The 16,846-nt window shown below is 50.0% G+C and carries 16 protein-coding genes (1 of these 16 only partly in view); 15 read left to right on the top strand and 1 reads right to left on the bottom strand.

All coding sequences use genetic code 11. The features are described from left to right. The first annotated feature begins 19 nt into the window (after positions 1–19). Positions 20–1,729: a hypothetical protein gene (locus FO446_RS26050; RefSeq protein ID WP_173612230.1), complete on the top strand. Its 1,710-nt coding sequence runs from the start codon at positions 20–22 to the stop codon at positions 1,727–1,729. Positions 1,730–1,792: 63 nt separating this feature from the next. On the opposite strand, the gene FO446_RS26045 is transcribed toward FO446_RS26050, so the two are convergent. After that, a complete protein-coding gene (locus tag FO446_RS26045) occupies positions 1,793–2,725 on the bottom strand; it encodes a flagellar hook assembly protein FlgD (RefSeq protein WP_173612231.1) in 933 nt (310 codons plus the stop codon). Positions 2,726–2,905: 180 nt separating this feature from the next. On the opposite strand from FO446_RS26045, the gene uvrB reads away from it, so the two are divergent. From uvrB to hisIE, 14 genes are all read left to right on the top strand, one after another. Continuing rightward, on the top strand, positions 2,906–4,882 hold the full coding sequence (gene uvrB, locus FO446_RS26040; RefSeq protein ID WP_173612232.1) for an excinuclease ABC subunit UvrB: 1,977 nt from the start codon (positions 2,906–2,908) through the stop codon (positions 4,880–4,882). Between the two features lie 15 nt (positions 4,883–4,897). Continuing rightward, positions 4,898–7,765: an excinuclease ABC subunit UvrA gene (uvrA, locus tag FO446_RS26035; protein WP_173612233.1), complete on the top strand. Its 2,868-nt coding sequence runs from the start codon at positions 4,898–4,900 to the stop codon at positions 7,763–7,765. Between the two features lie 66 nt (positions 7,766–7,831). Continuing rightward, positions 7,832–8,461: an HD domain-containing protein gene (locus tag FO446_RS26030; RefSeq protein WP_173612234.1), complete on the top strand. Its 630-nt coding sequence runs from the start codon at positions 7,832–7,834 to the stop codon at positions 8,459–8,461. 39 nt (positions 8,462–8,500) lie between these two features. Continuing rightward, positions 8,501–8,869 (top strand): phage holin family protein, encoded by a 369-nt coding sequence (locus FO446_RS26025; RefSeq protein ID WP_173612235.1) that lies wholly within the window; start codon positions 8,501–8,503, stop codon positions 8,867–8,869. Between the two features lie 155 nt (positions 8,870–9,024). Next, complete coding sequence (hprK, locus tag FO446_RS26020; RefSeq protein WP_106785335.1) at positions 9,025–9,960, top strand: HPr(Ser) kinase/phosphatase; 936 nt, start codon at positions 9,025–9,027, stop codon at positions 9,958–9,960. A gap of 15 nt (positions 9,961–9,975) precedes the next feature. Continuing rightward, complete coding sequence (locus tag FO446_RS26015; RefSeq protein WP_173612236.1) at positions 9,976–10,482, top strand: acyltransferase; 507 nt, start codon at positions 9,976–9,978, stop codon at positions 10,480–10,482. A gap of 181 nt (positions 10,483–10,663) precedes the next feature. Then, positions 10,664–11,839 (top strand): ATP phosphoribosyltransferase regulatory subunit, encoded by a 1,176-nt coding sequence (locus FO446_RS26010; protein ID WP_237899492.1) that lies wholly within the window; start codon positions 10,664–10,666, stop codon positions 11,837–11,839. Positions 11,840–11,842: 3 nt separating this feature from the next. Next, complete coding sequence (hisG, locus tag FO446_RS26005; RefSeq protein ID WP_173612238.1) at positions 11,843–12,490, top strand: ATP phosphoribosyltransferase; 648 nt, start codon at positions 11,843–11,845, stop codon at positions 12,488–12,490. 19 nt (positions 12,491–12,509) lie between these two features. Further along, a complete protein-coding gene (hisD, locus tag FO446_RS26000) occupies positions 12,510–13,808 on the top strand; it encodes a histidinol dehydrogenase (protein WP_232774553.1) in 1,299 nt (432 codons plus the stop codon). Continuing rightward, positions 13,805–14,404, top strand: coding sequence for an imidazoleglycerol-phosphate dehydratase HisB (gene hisB / locus FO446_RS25995; protein WP_017252226.1), 600 nt, complete (start codon positions 13,805–13,807; stop codon positions 14,402–14,404). Before hisD ends, hisB begins: the two co-directional genes overlap by 4 nt. Before the next feature lies 1 nt (position 14,405). Then, complete coding sequence (hisH, locus tag FO446_RS25990) at positions 14,406–15,020, top strand: imidazole glycerol phosphate synthase subunit HisH (RefSeq protein WP_173612240.1); 615 nt, start codon at positions 14,406–14,408, stop codon at positions 15,018–15,020. After that, entirely contained in the window at positions 15,017–15,766 is a 750-nt protein-coding gene (hisA, locus tag FO446_RS25985; protein WP_237899491.1) for a 1-(5-phosphoribosyl)-5-[(5-phosphoribosylamino)methylideneamino]imidazole-4-carboxamide isomerase, read from the top strand. Before hisH ends, hisA begins: the two co-directional genes overlap by 4 nt. Continuing rightward, positions 15,756–16,514: an imidazole glycerol phosphate synthase subunit HisF gene (gene hisF, locus FO446_RS25980; protein WP_173612242.1), complete on the top strand. Its 759-nt coding sequence runs from the start codon at positions 15,756–15,758 to the stop codon at positions 16,512–16,514. Before hisA ends, hisF begins: the two co-directional genes overlap by 11 nt. Further along, positions 16,511–16,846, top strand: partial view of a bifunctional phosphoribosyl-AMP cyclohydrolase/phosphoribosyl-ATP diphosphatase HisIE gene (gene hisIE, locus FO446_RS25975; RefSeq protein ID WP_221867399.1) — the 5' portion only. Its footprint extends 309 nt past the window's final position; only the first 336 of its 645 coding nucleotides appear in the window; the start codon lies at positions 16,511–16,513; the stop codon falls past the right edge of the window. Before hisF ends, hisIE begins: the two co-directional genes overlap by 4 nt.

Genomic DNA, 16,846 nt, shown 5'->3' with positions numbered 1-16,846 from the left:
TAGGAGGAAAAAAAAGGGAGTGGGGTCGGTGTTCAAGGTAAAAAGAACGGTCTCGTGGTATTTGTCGGGTACATTAGCTGCTGCCACGGTTTTTGCCGCACCCTTATCAGGAGCTGGCGCAACGACTTCTGTGACCGTAGCACAGGCACAATCAGTTGTGGCTGTGCCGATGCATGTGACCAAAGGTGTCCAAAAGCTAGTCAAACTTTTACCGGAGTTGTCTTCGCGTTATGTCGTTTACGGTGGCGATGTGGATGGACCTGGTGTGAGCGGGGTGGCGGTCACGTTTGCGCTGTCTGCGGCTGAGGCTGAATCGTCCATGGATGATGCGATTTTTGACGGACAAACAGGTGAGCTGCTCAGACTGAATCTTACCCCGAAAGCAGCAACAAAGCCTGCCTACCCGACTGAGCAGCAGGCAAAAGCACGTGCGCTGGCTTTTGTCGCTGGATTGCAGGGAACTGCCACAGGAAATGCTTACCAAGCAAGAGAGGTTTTTAAAAATAAGGACCTATTGACGGTTCGGTTGGTGCGAGTCCTGAATAATGTGGTGCTCGATGACGATTATGATTGTCTCGTCAGTTTTGATGCCTCGGGAAGAATCGTTTGGTTTTCTACGTTTGATGGCAGGCTATACGAAAAAGTAAGTCCCTCTTCACTCCCATCTCCGCAGCGCATCATCTCCCCCGAACAAGCTGTTCGAAAGTGGCAAGAAAGCCGTCCATTGGAGCTCGTTTATTTATTGCCCATTCATAATCAAAGCGATCAGGTAGAAGCAAAGCTCGCTTATGTCCTGAAAAATGGAATTATCACGCAACAACATACAGGTAGTGCATTGGATGCCTTTAGTGGCAAACGATTGGTCACAACGAATTCCCGAGCGACAACCAACCCCTCTCAGATCATCAATGTGACCGGAACAGGTGAGAGGTGGGTAGCGCAAACAGAGACGCAAGCGCGTGATTTGTTACGCATGTTGTTTAGAATCGAAACAGAAAAGCTGCCGCTGTCCATCTACGAGGCGAGTTACGATGATGGTCCAGCCCTTCGTTATTTCATATGGGGAAATTTTGGTGAAGGGGTTCCCGATGCTGACAAGATATCTCGAATGGCTACCTTTCCTGAGGGAAGCAATAACGGCGAGCAGCATCATCTACTCGTGACAGATGCAAAGACTGGTGAACTGCTTGAATTTTCCACAAAGGTGAACAATCCACAATGGTCTAATGTGAAAACGGATAAGAAGCGGGATCGGATGGAAGCGGATAAGCTTTTGAAAAGACTGGCTCCGTCTGGAAGCAATCAGATCCAAATAACGGAGGATGGAGATGAAAGGTACACCTCGATCATAGCTGATCCCCTTGTAAACGGCATTCCAGTTTATGGGGTCAATCAAAGTGTGGAGAACGGGATGTATACGATTCAGATCGATTCATGGACGGGTACATGGGAGCAGGTGAGCATAAACAAACCGGCCAGTGTCAAATACCCGGCCCGTTCCCAAGCCCTTAAAGAACAAGTGGCCATGACCCGATTACTGCAAACCTATCCACTTGAGCTGACCTATATCCACCAGCCAGATTATAAGAAAGGCACGATTACATGGAAGCTCGGCTATGACCTTTCGTTTCGCCAAACTCGCTCGCATTGCTTCTGCGGGGGAGAATTTAAAGTAGATGATACGTTTTATGTGGATGCGATAACCGGAAAAGTGATCGTAAACGAATAGGTATTTGTAAAAGAAAAAGCCGCCTTCTCCGATTTCGAAGATGTGCGGCTTTTTGTATAGGTTCTAGGCAGTTGCTTCGAATCCTGTGATTTGATTGAGAGCAACTTTCTTATCATCCTGGAGGACGAATTCGACGACTCCGTTTTTCATGCTGACAGCCTTAACTACTCCGGTAAGAGGAGTAGTGCTAGTGGTGCCATCCGGATTCGTTTGAGACTGGTTGTACGTGATGTTGTAGCCGATCATTTGCGCGTAGGCAAGGGAGTTGCCCATTGTTCTGTTTTCAGGTTTCACCGTCATGCCTACGATTTCTTCAGCTTTTACGGTTGATCCATTATCCAGTTGGAATTGTGCGGTACCGTTTTTGGTGGTAAAACCAGTGATGACGCCATTCAAGATTTCATCAACTTTGGAAATGTCGTTTTTGGTATCTGGATTGCCATCCCGGTCGACTTCCTTTGTTACTTTATAGGAAATCTCACGACCGATCATTTCCATGTACTTCACGCTGTTGTCGAGCGTATTGCCGGCCAGACCTTGCGATTCCAATCCGGAGACGTCTGCCAGCGGAATCGGCGTCGATTCGCCTGCAATACGGAAGTAGATTTTGCCTTGATCCATGTAGACGGCATCAAGTACGCCTTCTTTCTTCTCCGTCTTGGTTTCTCCCGTCATCTCGTCTTTTGTAGTAAGGGAATACGAGGCAGTACGACCTACCAGCTTTTCATACTTTTCCAAAGTGACCATGCTGTTGTTCGATTGCTCCATCAGCGTGGTCATTTTTGTGATTTTTTCTACCATGGTCAGCATACTTGTTTGTTGGATGAACTGAGAGTTGTCCATGGGGGACATAGGGTCTTGATGCTTTAACTGCTCCAGCATGAGCTTCATAAAGGCATTTTGGTCGAGCTCTGTGGAGAATTCTTTTTTGCCTTTATAGCTCATATGCGGTTGTATATAAGGGTTATTTTTGACGGTTGTTCCGGTATCTGACATGTCAATCCTCCCTGAAGGTGGCGAGTGTATCTGCGTATGTTTGTGCTTCCTTCATCTTATATCGGAAAAATTGGTGGAAAGATGAAGACAAACGTTTGTTCGAATTTTGGGCTTAAACTAGCCGGAATTGTGTTATAATGGAAGTAGAAACAGTCATGCTATGAGGAGATGAACGAGGGAATGGAGCGTTTTGAATTGGTATCGGAGTTTCAACCGTCCGGTGACCAGCCGACTGCCATTGCCGAGCTGGTGGCAGGGTTAAAGGCTGGCAAGCGACACCAGACATTGCTGGGTGCGACGGGAACGGGAAAGACTTATACGGCTGCCCAGGTAATTGCTCAGGTGAACAGGCCGACACTCGTGATGGCTCACAACAAAACTCTGGCCGCTCAGCTGTGTGCAGAGTTTAAGGAGTTTTTCCCGAACAACGCGGTGGAATACTTCGTCAGCTACTACGATTACTATCAACCCGAAGCATACATTCCCCAATCGGATACGTTTATTGAAAAAGACTCGAGCATCAACGAGGAGATCGACAAGCTCCGTCACTCGGCTACCAGTGCGCTGTTTGAACGCCGAGACGTGATCATCGTTGCCTCCGTCTCCTGCATTTACGGATTGGGTTCGCCGGAAGAGTATCGCGAACTGCTCTTGTCTTTGCGTGTTGGCATGGAAAAAGGACGGGACGAGATTTTGCATCGGCTGGTCGATATCCAGTACACACGCAACGATATCAACTTTACACGTGGTACGTTCCGCGTGCGGGGTGACGTGGTGGAGATTTTTCCTGCTTCACAGAGTGAGCAGGCGATTCGCGTAGAGTTTTTCGGAGATGAAATTGAGCGGATTACTTCGATTGACGTACTGACCGGGGAGATTTTGGGACAGCGTGATCACATTGCCATTTTCCCTGCCTCTCACTACGTGACGCGCGAGGAGAAAATGAAGCTGGCTATCCAAAGCATCGAGGCCGAACTGGAAGAAAGACTGAAAGAATTCCGTGATGCGGGCAAGCTTCTGGAAGCACAGCGACTGGAGCAACGCACACGGTACGATATTGAGATGATGATGGAGATGGGCTTTTGCTCCGGTATTGAAAACTACTCACGTCATCTGACGGGACTTCCTGCCGGGCATGCTCCGTATACCTTGCTGGATTACTTCCCAGAAGATTTTATCGTCATGATGGATGAGTCGCATATGACCTTGCCGCAGGTTCGGGGGATGTATAACGGTGACCGCGCACGAAAGGATGTACTCGTCGATCACGGATTCCGTCTGCCTTCTGCACGCGATAACCGCCCACTCAAGTTCGAAGAGTTTGAAGGAAAGCTGAAACAAGCGATTTACATTTCAGCTACGCCTGGTCCTTATGAGCTGGAGCACAGCCCGGAAATGGTGCAGCAGGTGATTCGTCCGACAGGCTTGATTGACCCAACAGTTACGGTACGTCCGATCAAAGGACAGATTGACGATTTGATTGGCGAGATTCAGGCTACGATTGCAAAAAATGAGCGAGTTCTCGTCACGACTCTGACGAAGAAAATGTCTGAGGATTTGACGGACTATCTGAAAGAAATCGGAATCAAGGTCCGCTATCTTCACTCGGATATTAAAACGATTGAGCGGATGCAGATTTTACGTTCGTTGCGTTTAGGCGAGTTTGACGTGCTTGTCGGGATCAACCTCTTGCGGGAAGGTCTAGACCTGCCGGAGGTATCGCTTGTGGCGATTTTGGATGCAGACAAGGAAGGGTTCCTGCGCAATGAGCGCTCGCTGATTCAGACGATCGGTCGGGCTGCGCGGAACGCAGAGGGACGCGTTATCATGTACGCGGACAAAATGACAGATTCGATGGCTTCTGCGATTCGAGAGACAGAACGTCGTCGTTCCATTCAGATGGCGTACAATGAAGAGCACGGCATCACGCCGCAAACCGTGAAAAAGTCCGTCCGCGACGTGATCGAGGCGACCAAGGTAGCGGAGGAAAAAGCGGATTATTTGCCACATGCAGACTTCAAAAAAATGCCGAAGAAGGATCGCGTAGCTGTCATAGAGCGTATGGAAGAAGAAATGAAGGAAGCGGCACGCAACCTCATGTTCGAGCGTGCGGCCGAATTGCGTGATTTGATTCTCGAGCTGAAGGCGGAACTCTAAGGAGAGGTTTTTTTCATGCCATTAGAACATATTGTCGTAAAGGGTGCACGTGCCCACAATTTAAAAAATGTTGATGTAGTCATTCCGAGGGACAAATTCGTCGTTCTGACGGGTTTGTCTGGCTCGGGTAAGTCCTCGCTTGCTTTTGACACAATTTACGCAGAGGGGCAACGACGCTATGTCGAGTCTCTGTCTGCATACGCCCGTCAATTTCTTGGGCAGATGGACAAGCCGGACGTGGACTCGATTGAGGGACTTTCCCCTGCGATCTCGATTGACCAGAAAACGACGAGCCGCAACCCTCGTTCCACGGTAGGGACGGTTACGGAAATCTACGACTATTTGCGCCTTTTGTATGCGCGTGTAGGTAGAGCGGTTTGCCCGGAGCATGGTATCGAGATCCAATCCCAGACCATCGAACAAATGGTCGATCGACTGATGGAGTATCCTGAGCGCACGAAAATGCAGATTCTAGCTCCCATGGTGCAAGGTCGCAAGGGAGAGCACGTCAAGCTGTTGGAGGACATCCGCAAGCAAGGCTTTGTCCGCGTGCGGGTCAATGGTGAAATTACCGATTTGTCGGAAGATATCAAGCTGGAAAAGAACAAGAAGCATAACATTGAGGTTGTCGTTGACCGGATCGTTGTGAAGCCGGATGTGCAGGCGCGTCTGGCAGACTCCTTGGAAACGGCACTTCGCTTAGCAGATGGCAAGGTCATCGTCGATGTGATGGAGCAAGAAGAGCTGCTGTTCAGTGAAAAACATGCTTGCCCGGTGTGCGGATTCTCCATCGGAGAGCTGGAGCCGCGGATTTTCTCCTTCAACAGCCCGTTTGGTGCCTGCTCGGAGTGCGACGGATTGGGTGTCAAACTGGAGGTAGACCCGGATATGGTCGTTCCTGATGCGACGAAGACGCTCAATGACGGGGCGATTGGCGCATGGGAGCCGAAGACTTCGACTTACTATCAACAATTATTGGAATCAGCTTGCCGCCACTTTAACATTCGGATGGATGTACCTTATGAAGAGCTTACTGCAGCGCACCGACAAATCTTGATGTACGGTAGTGAAGGCGAAAAAATTCACTTCCGCTATGAGAACGAGTTTGGGCAAGTGCGCGAGGCGGTCGTACCGTTCGAGGGTGTCGTCATCAACCTGCAACGACGTCATCTGGAGACCAGCTCGGATTACATCCGCGAGCAAATCGAAGGCTTCATGAGCCAGAAGGCGTGCCCTGTCTGCAAAGGTCAACGTTTGCGTCAGGAGAGCTTGGCGGTAAAGGTAGGGGAGCGCAGTATTTCCGAGCTGACTACGCTGTCGATTCTCGATGCGCATCAATTTGTCGATGGACTGGAACTGACAGAGCGGGAAACAAAGATCGCGAACCTGATCGTAAAAGAAATCAAGGCACGACTGAACTTCTTGATTGATGTCGGACTGGATTACTTGACGCTGAGCCGTGCGGCGGGAACACTGTCCGGGGGAGAAGCGCAGCGGATTCGACTGGCTACGCAGATCGGTTCTAGTCTGATGGGCGTTCTCTACATTTTGGATGAGCCGAGTATCGGACTGCATCAGCGTGATAACGCGCGTCTGATCAAGACGCTGGAGCATATGACCAAGCTGGGGAATACATTGATCGTCGTCGAGCATGACGAGGATACGATGATGGCCTGCGATTATATTATTGATATTGGACCAGGAGCTGGCATACATGGCGGTCAGATCGTAGCGGCAGGAACTCCGGAAGAAGTCATGAAGGACCCTAACTCTTTGACGGGTGCCTATTTAAGCGGGCGCAAATTCATCCCTGTTCCGATGGAGCGTCGCAAGCCTTCGGACAAATGGATCAAGATTGAGGGCGCGAAGGAAAACAACCTGAAAAACGTCACTGCGAAGCTTCCTCTAGGCGTTTTTGTTGCCGTAACAGGTGTATCTGGCTCAGGAAAAAGTACGCTGATCAATGAAATTTTGCAAAAGACATTGGCTCGCGATTTGAATAAGGCAAAGGTGAAGCCTGGGGAGCATCGCCGCATCCTGGGACTGGAGCATCTCGATAAGGTGATCGACATCGACCAATCTCCAATTGGACGTACACCACGTTCCAATCCGGCGACATATACAGGTGTCTTTGACGATATTCGCGACCTGTTTGCTTCCACTAATGAAGCTAAAGTGCGCGGCTATAAAAAAGGTCGCTTCAGCTTTAACGTCAAGGGCGGCCGTTGTGAAGCATGCAGCGGTGACGGGATTATTAAAATCGAGATGCACTTTTTGCCGGATGTGTATGTGCCTTGCGAAGTTTGCCACGGCAAGCGTTACAACCGCGAGACGCTTGATGTGAAGTACAAAGGCAAGAGCATTGCAGATGTTTTGGAAATGACGATCGAGGATGGGGTAGAATTTTTCCGCAATCTGCCGAAGATCGAGCGCAAGCTGCAGACCATCGTAGACGTGGGGCTGGGATATATGAAGCTTGGGCAGCCTGCTACCACGCTCTCTGGCGGGGAAGCACAACGCGTCAAGCTAGCCTCTGAGCTATATCGACGCAGCACAGGACGTACCCTGTACATCTTGGATGAACCGACAACCGGTCTGCATACAGACGATATCGATCGTTTGCTGAAAGTACTGCAACGATTGGTGGATAACGGCGATACAGTGCTGGTCATCGAGCATAATCTGGATGTCATCAAAACGGTTGATTACATCGTAGATTTGGGACCTGAGGGTGGTACCCGTGGCGGAGAAATTGTCGGTACGGGAACACCGGAAGAAGTGGCAAAAATGGAAGGCTCTTATACGGGTATCTATTTGAAGCCGATTTTGGAACGCGATAGAGAACGGACGAATGCCAAGCTAGAACAATTCGTTGCGAAGTAATCGAGAGGCTGCCTCCCTGAATCAGGGGGGCATCTTTGCTTGGTGAACGCAAAGGGGGAGGAAAAGATGGATTACGTGAAAGATTCTCTTGCCGCACTGCCTGCCGATCTGGTGGCAGAAGCACAGAAGCGCTTTGATGGACAAGATCCTGCACATGATTGGCAGCATAATTTGCGTGTGATGGCGATGTGTGAGCGGATTGGTAGCGAGGAAGGAGCGGATATGGAAGTGCTGCGCCTCGCTGCTTTGCTGCATGACATCGGGAGAGCAGAAGAACGGCAAACAGGAGAGTGCCATGCCGAAATTAGCGCAAGACTAGCAGGGGAATGGCTCTCCGAGCGCGGTATGACGGAAGCATTCATCTCGCGTGTACAGTCTGCAATTCTCGCCCATCGTTTTCGTAAAGAACGTCCTCCACATACCTTGGAAGAAAAGGTCTTGTTTGATGCAGACAAGCTGGATTCGATTGGGGCTATTGGAGTAGCTCGGGTTTTTGCTTATACTGGGGTTATTGGGCAACCCATACAATCGGATGACCCCAATCAGCATACACCTTATAAGGAATACACTTGGAAGCTGCAGCGCATCAAAGACAAGCTTTTCACCCAGACTGCCCAGAAAATCGCCGAAGACAGGCATCGATTCATGACAACGTTTTTTGAGCAATGGGAATGGGAAGTAACGGGGATTCGTTAATCGTTGCGCGAAGGCTAGACTGTACAGGGGGAATGCACCATGAGCCGCTGGATAATCAAAATGCTTTTAAATGGGGCTGCGCTGCTTTTGATCAGCAATTGGTTCCATTCCATTTATGTCGCGAATTTCACAGTAGCATTATGGGCTACGTTGATTTTGGGGATGGTGAACACAGTGATTCGGCCGATTCTGCTGTTTTTTACTTTTCCCTTGCAAGTATTGACGATCGGCTTGTTCTGGTTTGTCATTAATGCCGTGACGTTTGCGTTGACTGCCTACTTTATTGATGGATTTGAAGTGGGGCCATGGCCTGACAACATTGGCACTGTCATCGTGGCAGCAGCACTGATGAGTATTTTTGGCTACCTCATTGAAGTTGTGGTAGGGATGAAAAGAGAAAAGAGGTAGTATGTGCGAAAAAGCCCCGTATTCTCTCAAACGAGTCGCGGGGTTTTTGCCTAATAAGGATGCTCGGTCTTATTAGGTTGTCGTAAGCACAGAGGTTTCGATACAATAGAGACACAACCATAGGGACGGAAAATCCCATGTGAGGGGGAAGCTTCATGCGTAAGACGAATGTGAGCCATTTAGTGGACCATTTCAATATGACGATCTTGAGCGGGGAAGAGGGCTTGGGGCGTGAGATTACTGTTACGGATTTGAGTCGTCCGGGCCTGCAGTTAGCCGGTTACTATTCGTATTATGCGCAAGAGCGGATTCAATTGTTCGGCTTGACGGAAATCAACTTTTTTCAAACGCTGACTCCAGAGGAACGGCTGGAACGGATGAATTTTCTCATGCAAAGTCAGGTTCCCTGCTTCTGTGTGACCCGTAATCAAATGGTGCCGGAGGAGATGATTGACGTTTCCAATCGGTTGGGGGTACCTGTACTTCAGTCCCCGCTAGCAACGACTACGCTAGTCGGGAAAGTAACCAACTTCCTGGAGAATCGTCTTGCACCAACGACGACGATACACGGGGTACTCACAGACATTTACGGGGTCGGCGTTTTGATTATGGGATCGAGCGGGATCGGGAAGAGTGAGGCTGCACTTGAGCTAGTAAAGCGCGGACACCGACTCGTAGCAGATGACGCAGTAGAGATTAAGCAGACACAGGGCGGGCAGCTAAGCGGTAGTGCCCCTGAGCTGATTCAGCATCTTTTGGAGATCCGCGGTGTGGGAATTATCAACATTATGACGATGTTTGGGGCAGGTGCTGTGCGCAATGTGAAAAACATCGAGATGGTTGTTCAGCTAGAGCTGTGGGAGCCTCATAAAATGTACGAGCGGTTGGGGCTCGATGAGGAAACATTGAAGATCATGGATACCGAGATTCCGATTATTACCGTTCCTGTTCGACCAGGACGAAATTTGGCAGTCATCATTGAGGTTGCAGCGATGAATTTCCGTTTGAAACGGATGGGTTACAACGCAGCGATGCACTTCACACGGAAACAGTCGAATGCCATTTTAGAAGATGCCGATTCTGACTTGTAGGAGAAAGAGACGCATATGAGGAAGACAACACGTTATCCCGTAAATGGGGTAAACCCGCTTTGGCACATGTATCGAACGGTAAGCTTCTGGAAAGTCATGAAAAATTTTATTGTCATCCAACTCTCCAGGTATACGCCGATCGTTTCGTGGAAGAACTGGATGTACCGCACATTTTTGCGTATGGAAGTAGGACAGCATAGTGCGGTTGCGTTGATGGTAATGATGGATATCATGTTTCCCGAGAAAATCAAGATCGGTCGTAATTGCGTGATCGGGTACAATACGACCATACTTGCCCATGAATATTTAATTGATGAATACCGTTTGGGAGAAGTGATTATTGAAGATGCTGTCCTGGTGGGGGCCAACACTACCATTTTGCCGGGAGTAACGATTGGCAAAGGGGCCATTGTCGCCGCGGGAACGGTTGTTCATAAAGATGTCCCGCCTGGCGCCTTTGTAGGTGGGAATCCCATGCAACTCATTCGAACGAAAGCTTCAGAGGAAGAAGAAGGCATGTAGCGTCTCTTCCCTTGTGATCAGCCGTCAGGTGTTTATCCTGGCGGTTTTTTGTTTTGTGTTAAATTTTCCGACTATTCTTATCTTGGTTGACCTAAGATTCTCGACGTGGTAATCTTCTTCATAACACTTTAGTTTGTTACCATATTAGCAGAGTAAAGCGAATGTGATGGAGGGAACAAGGATGGCAAAACCCTTGGGATTCGAAAAGCCGCTCGGGATGCGGGACATACTGCCGGAATCGCTGGCGAAACAACGGCACTTGGAGCGGGAGCTGCGGCAGTGTATCGAGAGGTGGGGCTATGACGAAATTTCCACACCCTCTCTGGAATACTTCGATACGGTAGGAGCAGCAAGTGCGACACTGACAGACCGGATGTTTCGCCTCCTGGATAAACAAGGTCACACGGTAGTCCTGCGTCCGGATATGACAACGCCAATTGCAAGGGTTGTTTCCTCCCTTTATAAAGATGTTCCATTGCCAATACGGTTGTATTACCAGGCAAATGTGTTTCGGGCACAAGAAAAGGAAGCGGGGCGGAATGCAGAGTTTTCTCAAACCGGGATTGAACTGATCGGAGATGCGTCTGTCGATGCGGATGCGGAAGCCATTGCACTTGCTGTCTTTTGCTTGCGGGCAGCGGGTGTGGAAACGTTTCGTATTGCCATTGGGCATGTCGATTTCGTAGACGGTCTTTTGGAGGAGGAGATTGAGGATGAGCCTATTCGCAATCAATTCCGCCAGTTTTTGTACGAGCGGGACTTCGTTGGCTTCCGGCAACTACTTGCGACAGTAGACATTCCGACAGAGGCAAAAAGCCGATTGGAAGCCTTGCTGCGGCTGCAAGGGGGAAAAGGGAAAATCGAAGTAGCCCGTGATTTGGCAGGCAACGGAAAAGCAGGGAGGGCAGTCGAGACGATTGCTTCCTTGTGGGAATCGTTAGAAGCCTACGGGGTGACGGAAGATTTGTTGATCGATTTCAATCTGATCATCAATTTGAACTACTATACAGGGGTCGTTTTTGAAGGATACGCGGCAGATTTGGGCTCCCCGCTATTGGGCGGAGGACGCTACGATCAATTGCTCTCCCAATTTGGGCGGGCTGCATCCGCCACAGGCTTTGCGATCAAGATGGATCGGCTACTTCAGGTCACTCCTTCCGTAAAAAGGCAAGCACCTGCGCGCGTTTTGCTCGTTTACACGGAAGATTGCCGCAGCGACGCTTTGGCAGAGGCACAGCAATTGCGTGAGGACGGGCTCGTAGTAGTGACACGTCTCGTCTCCAAAATAGATGAGAAACAGGTTGGACAAGAAGCGGGATTTACCAAAGTCATTTGCATAACACAACAGGAGGAGTAGGAGATGGCACTCACGAGAAACGATCAAAAGCTGACGATCGCCATGCCAAAAGGGCGGATTTTTGAAGAGGCTGTCCACTTCCTCCAACAGGCTGGCTTGCAGGTCACTGCGGATCTACAAGATTCACGCAAACTGATCATCCCTGTGGAAAATGCCAAGCTTGAATTCATTATGGCGAAGCCTACCGATGTTCCTACTTATGTCGAGTATGGGGTGGCTGACGTTGGCGTGGTTGGCAAGGATGTTTTATTGGAAGAAGAACGAGATGTTTACGAGCTATTGGATTTGCATATCGGCTATTGTCGCATGATGGTAGCGGGTCTGCCAGACTGGAAGCCGACGGAAGCTCCCCGTGTTGCGACGAAATATCCGAAGATTGCGTCACGTTATTTTCGTGAGCGTGGACAGCAGGTTGAGGTAATCAAGCTGAATGGTTCAGTAGAGCTTGCACCGATGATTGGGCTGGCTGATCGTATTGTGGATATTGTTTCGACAGGTAGGACATTGCGGGAAAATGGCTTGGTCGAGCTGGAGAGCATTTGTGAAATTACGACGAGGCTCATTGCTAATCGAGCCAGCTATCGGATGAAAAGTGAAGCAGTGGATGAGATCGCCGGAAAATTTTTAGAGGTCATTCCTCACGGGAACTAGAGAAAAAGGGGAGACAGCTATGCGTATCATGTCAGCCAGTCAGTATGACGGGAAACGATCAGTAGATGCAGGAACGAGAGAACAGCAAGAAGCGGTGAAGGCGATCCTCACCTCGGTTCGCCAGCAAGGAGACGAAGCGCTGCGCTATTACACGGAGCGATTTGATCGTGTGCTACTACAAAACTTCCGTGTGAGCGAGAGCGAGTTTGCTGAAGCAAGTGAGCTCGTGTCTCCACAAGTAAAGGCGGCATTGACGGAAGCAGCCGAAAATATTCGGGCGTTTCATGAGCGGCAAGTGCGTCAGTCCTGGTTTACCACCAAAGAAAGTGGCACATTGCTAGGCCAACTAATACGTCCATTGCAGCGCGTAGGTCTGTATGTTCCAGGCGGAACGGCAGCTTATCCTTCCAGTGTTTTGATGAATGCTATCCCTGCCAAAATTGCAGGTGTTCCTGAAGTAGTCATTACAACACCTCCAGGAGCGGATGGGAAAATCAATCCGGCGATACTCGTTGCAGCTCAAATTGCAGGAGTAAGTGAGATATACAAGGTAGGCGGAGCGCAGGCGATTGCGGCATTGACCTATGGGACGGAGCAAATCAAAGCGGTTGATAAAATCGTTGGTCCCGGTAATATTTTCGTGGCACTGGCAAAGCGAGAAGTTTTCGGATTGGTCAGTATCGACATGGTGGCAGGGCCCAGTGAAATTGCGGTGATCGCAGATGAGACGGCCAACCCGCGTTACGTCGCGGCAGACCTTCTTTCTCAAGCCGAGCATGATCCAATGTCAGCCGCTATATTGGTTACGACATCGCAAGCGTTGGCGGAGCAGGTATCACAGGAAGTCGAGCGACAGCTTGCCGATCTTCCACGCAAATCAATTGCAGAAACGGCGATACGCGACTACGGTGTTATTTTACTCGTCGACGATTTGGACGAAGGTTTTGCCGTAATCAACCGCATCGCCCCCGAGCATTTGGAAATCATGATAGCCGAGCCTTTTGAGCGTCTCGGAAAAGTGGAAAATGCAGGTGCAATTTTCCTCGGCCCATACAGCTCAGAGCCAGTCGGAGATTATTTTGCCGGAACCAATCATGTGATTCCTACGAATGGAACGGCGCGTTTTTCCTCGCCATTATCCGTCGATGATTTTATTAAGAAGTCGAGTGTTGTTTCCTACAGCAAACGAGATTTGCGGGAAAATGGACATAAAATTGTGGCGCTGGCAGAGCAGGAAGGATTGTCTGGACACGGTCGAGCGATCCTTGCGCGATTGCAAGATTTTGAGACAGAAGAGCAGGAGAGTGAAAAGAGATGAGTGAAGGGAAACAACGTGCAGCACAGATCGAACGCAATACGAATGAGACGCAGATCGCGCTTTCCTTTGGTGTAGACGGCGCGGGTGAGAGCAAGCAAAACTCGGGTGTTCCATTTTTAGATCATATGCTTGACCTGTTTACCCGCCATGGACATTTTGACCTGACTGTAAAGGCAAAGGGGGATATCGAAATCGACTATCACCACACGGTGGAGGATATCGGGATTTGTCTTGGGCATGCTCTACGGGAAGCGTTGGGAGACAAAAAAGGCATCAAGCGTTATGGAAATGCGTTTGTCCCGATGGATGACGCACTCGCGCAGGTCGTCATTGATATCAGTAACCGTCCTCATCTGGAATATCGCGCTACGTACCCTACGAATATGGTTGGTCAGTTTCCGACGGAGCTGGTGCACGAGTTTTTATGGAAGCTCGCACTGGAGGCGCGGATCAATCTACATGTGATTCTGCACTACGGTCACAATACGCACCACATGATCGAGGCGATTTTCAAAGCGCTGGGCCGTGCACTGGATGAAGCGACGACGATCGATCCGCGTGTAAAAGGGGTCCCGTCAACAAAAGGGGTTTTGTAATATGATCGGCATCATCGATTACGGCATGGGGAATCTGTACAGCCTGAGCAAGGCGTTGGAAAGATTGGGCTATTCGTACGAATTCGTCTCTCAAGCAGAGCGTCTGCAAGAATATAGCGGAGTGATTTTGCCGGGAGTCGGGGCGTTCGGGGATGCTATCGTCAACATACGTGAGCTTGGATTAGAGCAAGCGATCAAGGGATACGCAGCAACAGGTCGCCCGATCTTGGGCATTTGTCTCGGCATGCAGCTTTTATTTGAGAAAAGTGCAGAGCATGGCGAGCATACAGGCTTGGGATTACTTGGTGGTGAGGTCGTTCGTTTTCGCGGGGATTACAAGGTTCCGCACATGGGCTGGAATCAATTGATAATAAAGCAAAAGCAACCGTTACTAAACGGTGTACAGGATGGCGATTACGTCTATTTTGTCCATTCGTATCATGTCTTGTGCCAGTCTGATGTCTTGCTCGCGACGAGTGACTATCACCAGGAGGTCACAGCCATTGTGAATCGTGACAACGTATACGGTATGCAGTTTCACCCGGAAAAGAGCGGAGAGACAGGAATGCTGCTGCTACGTAATTTTGCCGTTCAATGTGAGGGGGTTTTGACATGAGCTTTATCGTTTATCCGGCGATCGATATTCGCGGAGGCAAGTGTGTTCGACTTTTCCAAGGAGATTACGGTCAAGAGACAGTGTACGCTGATTCACCGCTCGCGATGGCGAAACGATGGGTAGAGCAAGGTGCGTCCTGGGTCCATCTCGTAGATTTGGATGGGGCAAAGCAAGGCAAGCCTACCAATGCAGCGCTCATCAAGGAGATAGCGCGCTCGATCCCTGTACCCGTGCAGGTTGGAGGAGGCATTCGAACAGAAGAGCAGATTGCGGACTATTTGGAAGCAGGTGTCGCGCGAGTGATCGTCGGGACTGCTGCTATCGAAGACGAGCCTTTTACGAAGCGAATTCTTCAAAACGATGGGGACAAAATTGCGATTGGTCTGGACTGTCGGAATGGCCTGGTGGCTACCAGAGGCTGGTTGACCACGACAGATGTGCAAGCGACAGAGCTTGCCAAACGGTTGGTTACGTATGGTGCCGAGACGTTTATTTATACGGATATCGCCCGTGATGGCACGATGACAGGACCCAATGTAGAAGAAATTGCAGCCTTGGCGATGGCTACAGGAAAATCGGTGATTGCCTCGGGAGGCGTCAGCAAACTGGACGACTTGTTGACGCTGGCTGCCCATGCTTCGGACGGAGTCTCTGGCGCCATTGTTGGCAAAGCACTCTACACGGACGCTTTTACATTGGAAGAAGCGCTCCAGCGTATGGAGGGGCGTGAATCGCATGCTGGCTAAACGAATCATCCCGTGTCTCGATGTAAAAGACGGACGGGTAGTAAAAGGTGTGCAGTTCGTGGGACTGCGCGATGCAGGCGACCCGGTTGAACTGGCAAAAAAGTATAGCGACGAGAGAGCAGACGAGCTGATCTTTCTCGATATTTCTGCGTCCCACGAAGGGCGCAAGACGATGGTAGATGTCATCGAAAAAACAGCCGCAAACATTACGATTCCTTTCACGGTTGGTGGCGGCATTAACAGCGTCGACGATATGAAAAGGATTTTGCGTGCAGGTGCGGACAAAATCTCGTTGAATACTGCGGCTGTTTTGCGTCCGGAATTAATCCGTGAGGGAGCGACGGTCTTTGGCTCACAATGTATCGTCGTGGCGATAGACGCAAGAAGTGTCGGGGAAGATCGCTGGGAAGTGTATACCCACGGTGGACGGAATGCGACGGGGAAGGACGTCATCCGCTGGGCGCAGGAAGCAGAAGCGCTCGGAGCGGGCGAAATCCTTTTGACCAGCATGGACGACGATGGAGAAAAGAAAGGCTTTGGACTCGGATTGACCAAGCGGGTATCAGAAGCGGTCGGAATTCCGGTCATTGCTTCTGGTGGAGCGGGCTCGAGGGAGCATTTTTACGATGTGCTGACGCAAGGAAAGGCAGACGCCGCGCTGGCCGCATCCATTTTTCACTATGACGAGACGTCGATTCAATCGGTTAAGGAGTATTTGCAAACCAAAGGAGTTGTCGTACGACCATGACAGGAGCAGGAGCATTTGCAGTAGATAAATTGCGTTTTGACGAAAAGGGTTTGATTCCTGTCATCGTGCAGGATGCCGGAAGCAAGACCGTTTTGACGCTTGCCTATATGAATGAAGAATCGCTACAAAAGTCATTGGCTACCAAAGAAACATGGTTTTGGAGTCGTTCCCGACAACAGTTGTGGCACAAGGGTGAGACCTCGGGTCATACACAGCGGATCGTCTCTATGCGGTATGATTGCGACGGAGATGCACTGGTCGTGATGGTCGAGCCGAATGGGCCTGCTTGTCATACGGGAGCATACAGCTGTTTCTCGCAGGAAGTTCTCACC

Origin of the sequence: Brevibacillus brevis, assembly GCF_022026395.1 — a bacterium.
In the GTDB taxonomy this organism is placed as follows: domain Bacteria; phylum Bacillota; class Bacilli; order Brevibacillales; family Brevibacillaceae; genus Brevibacillus.
This window is presented reverse-complemented; position numbering and strand designations above follow the sequence as displayed.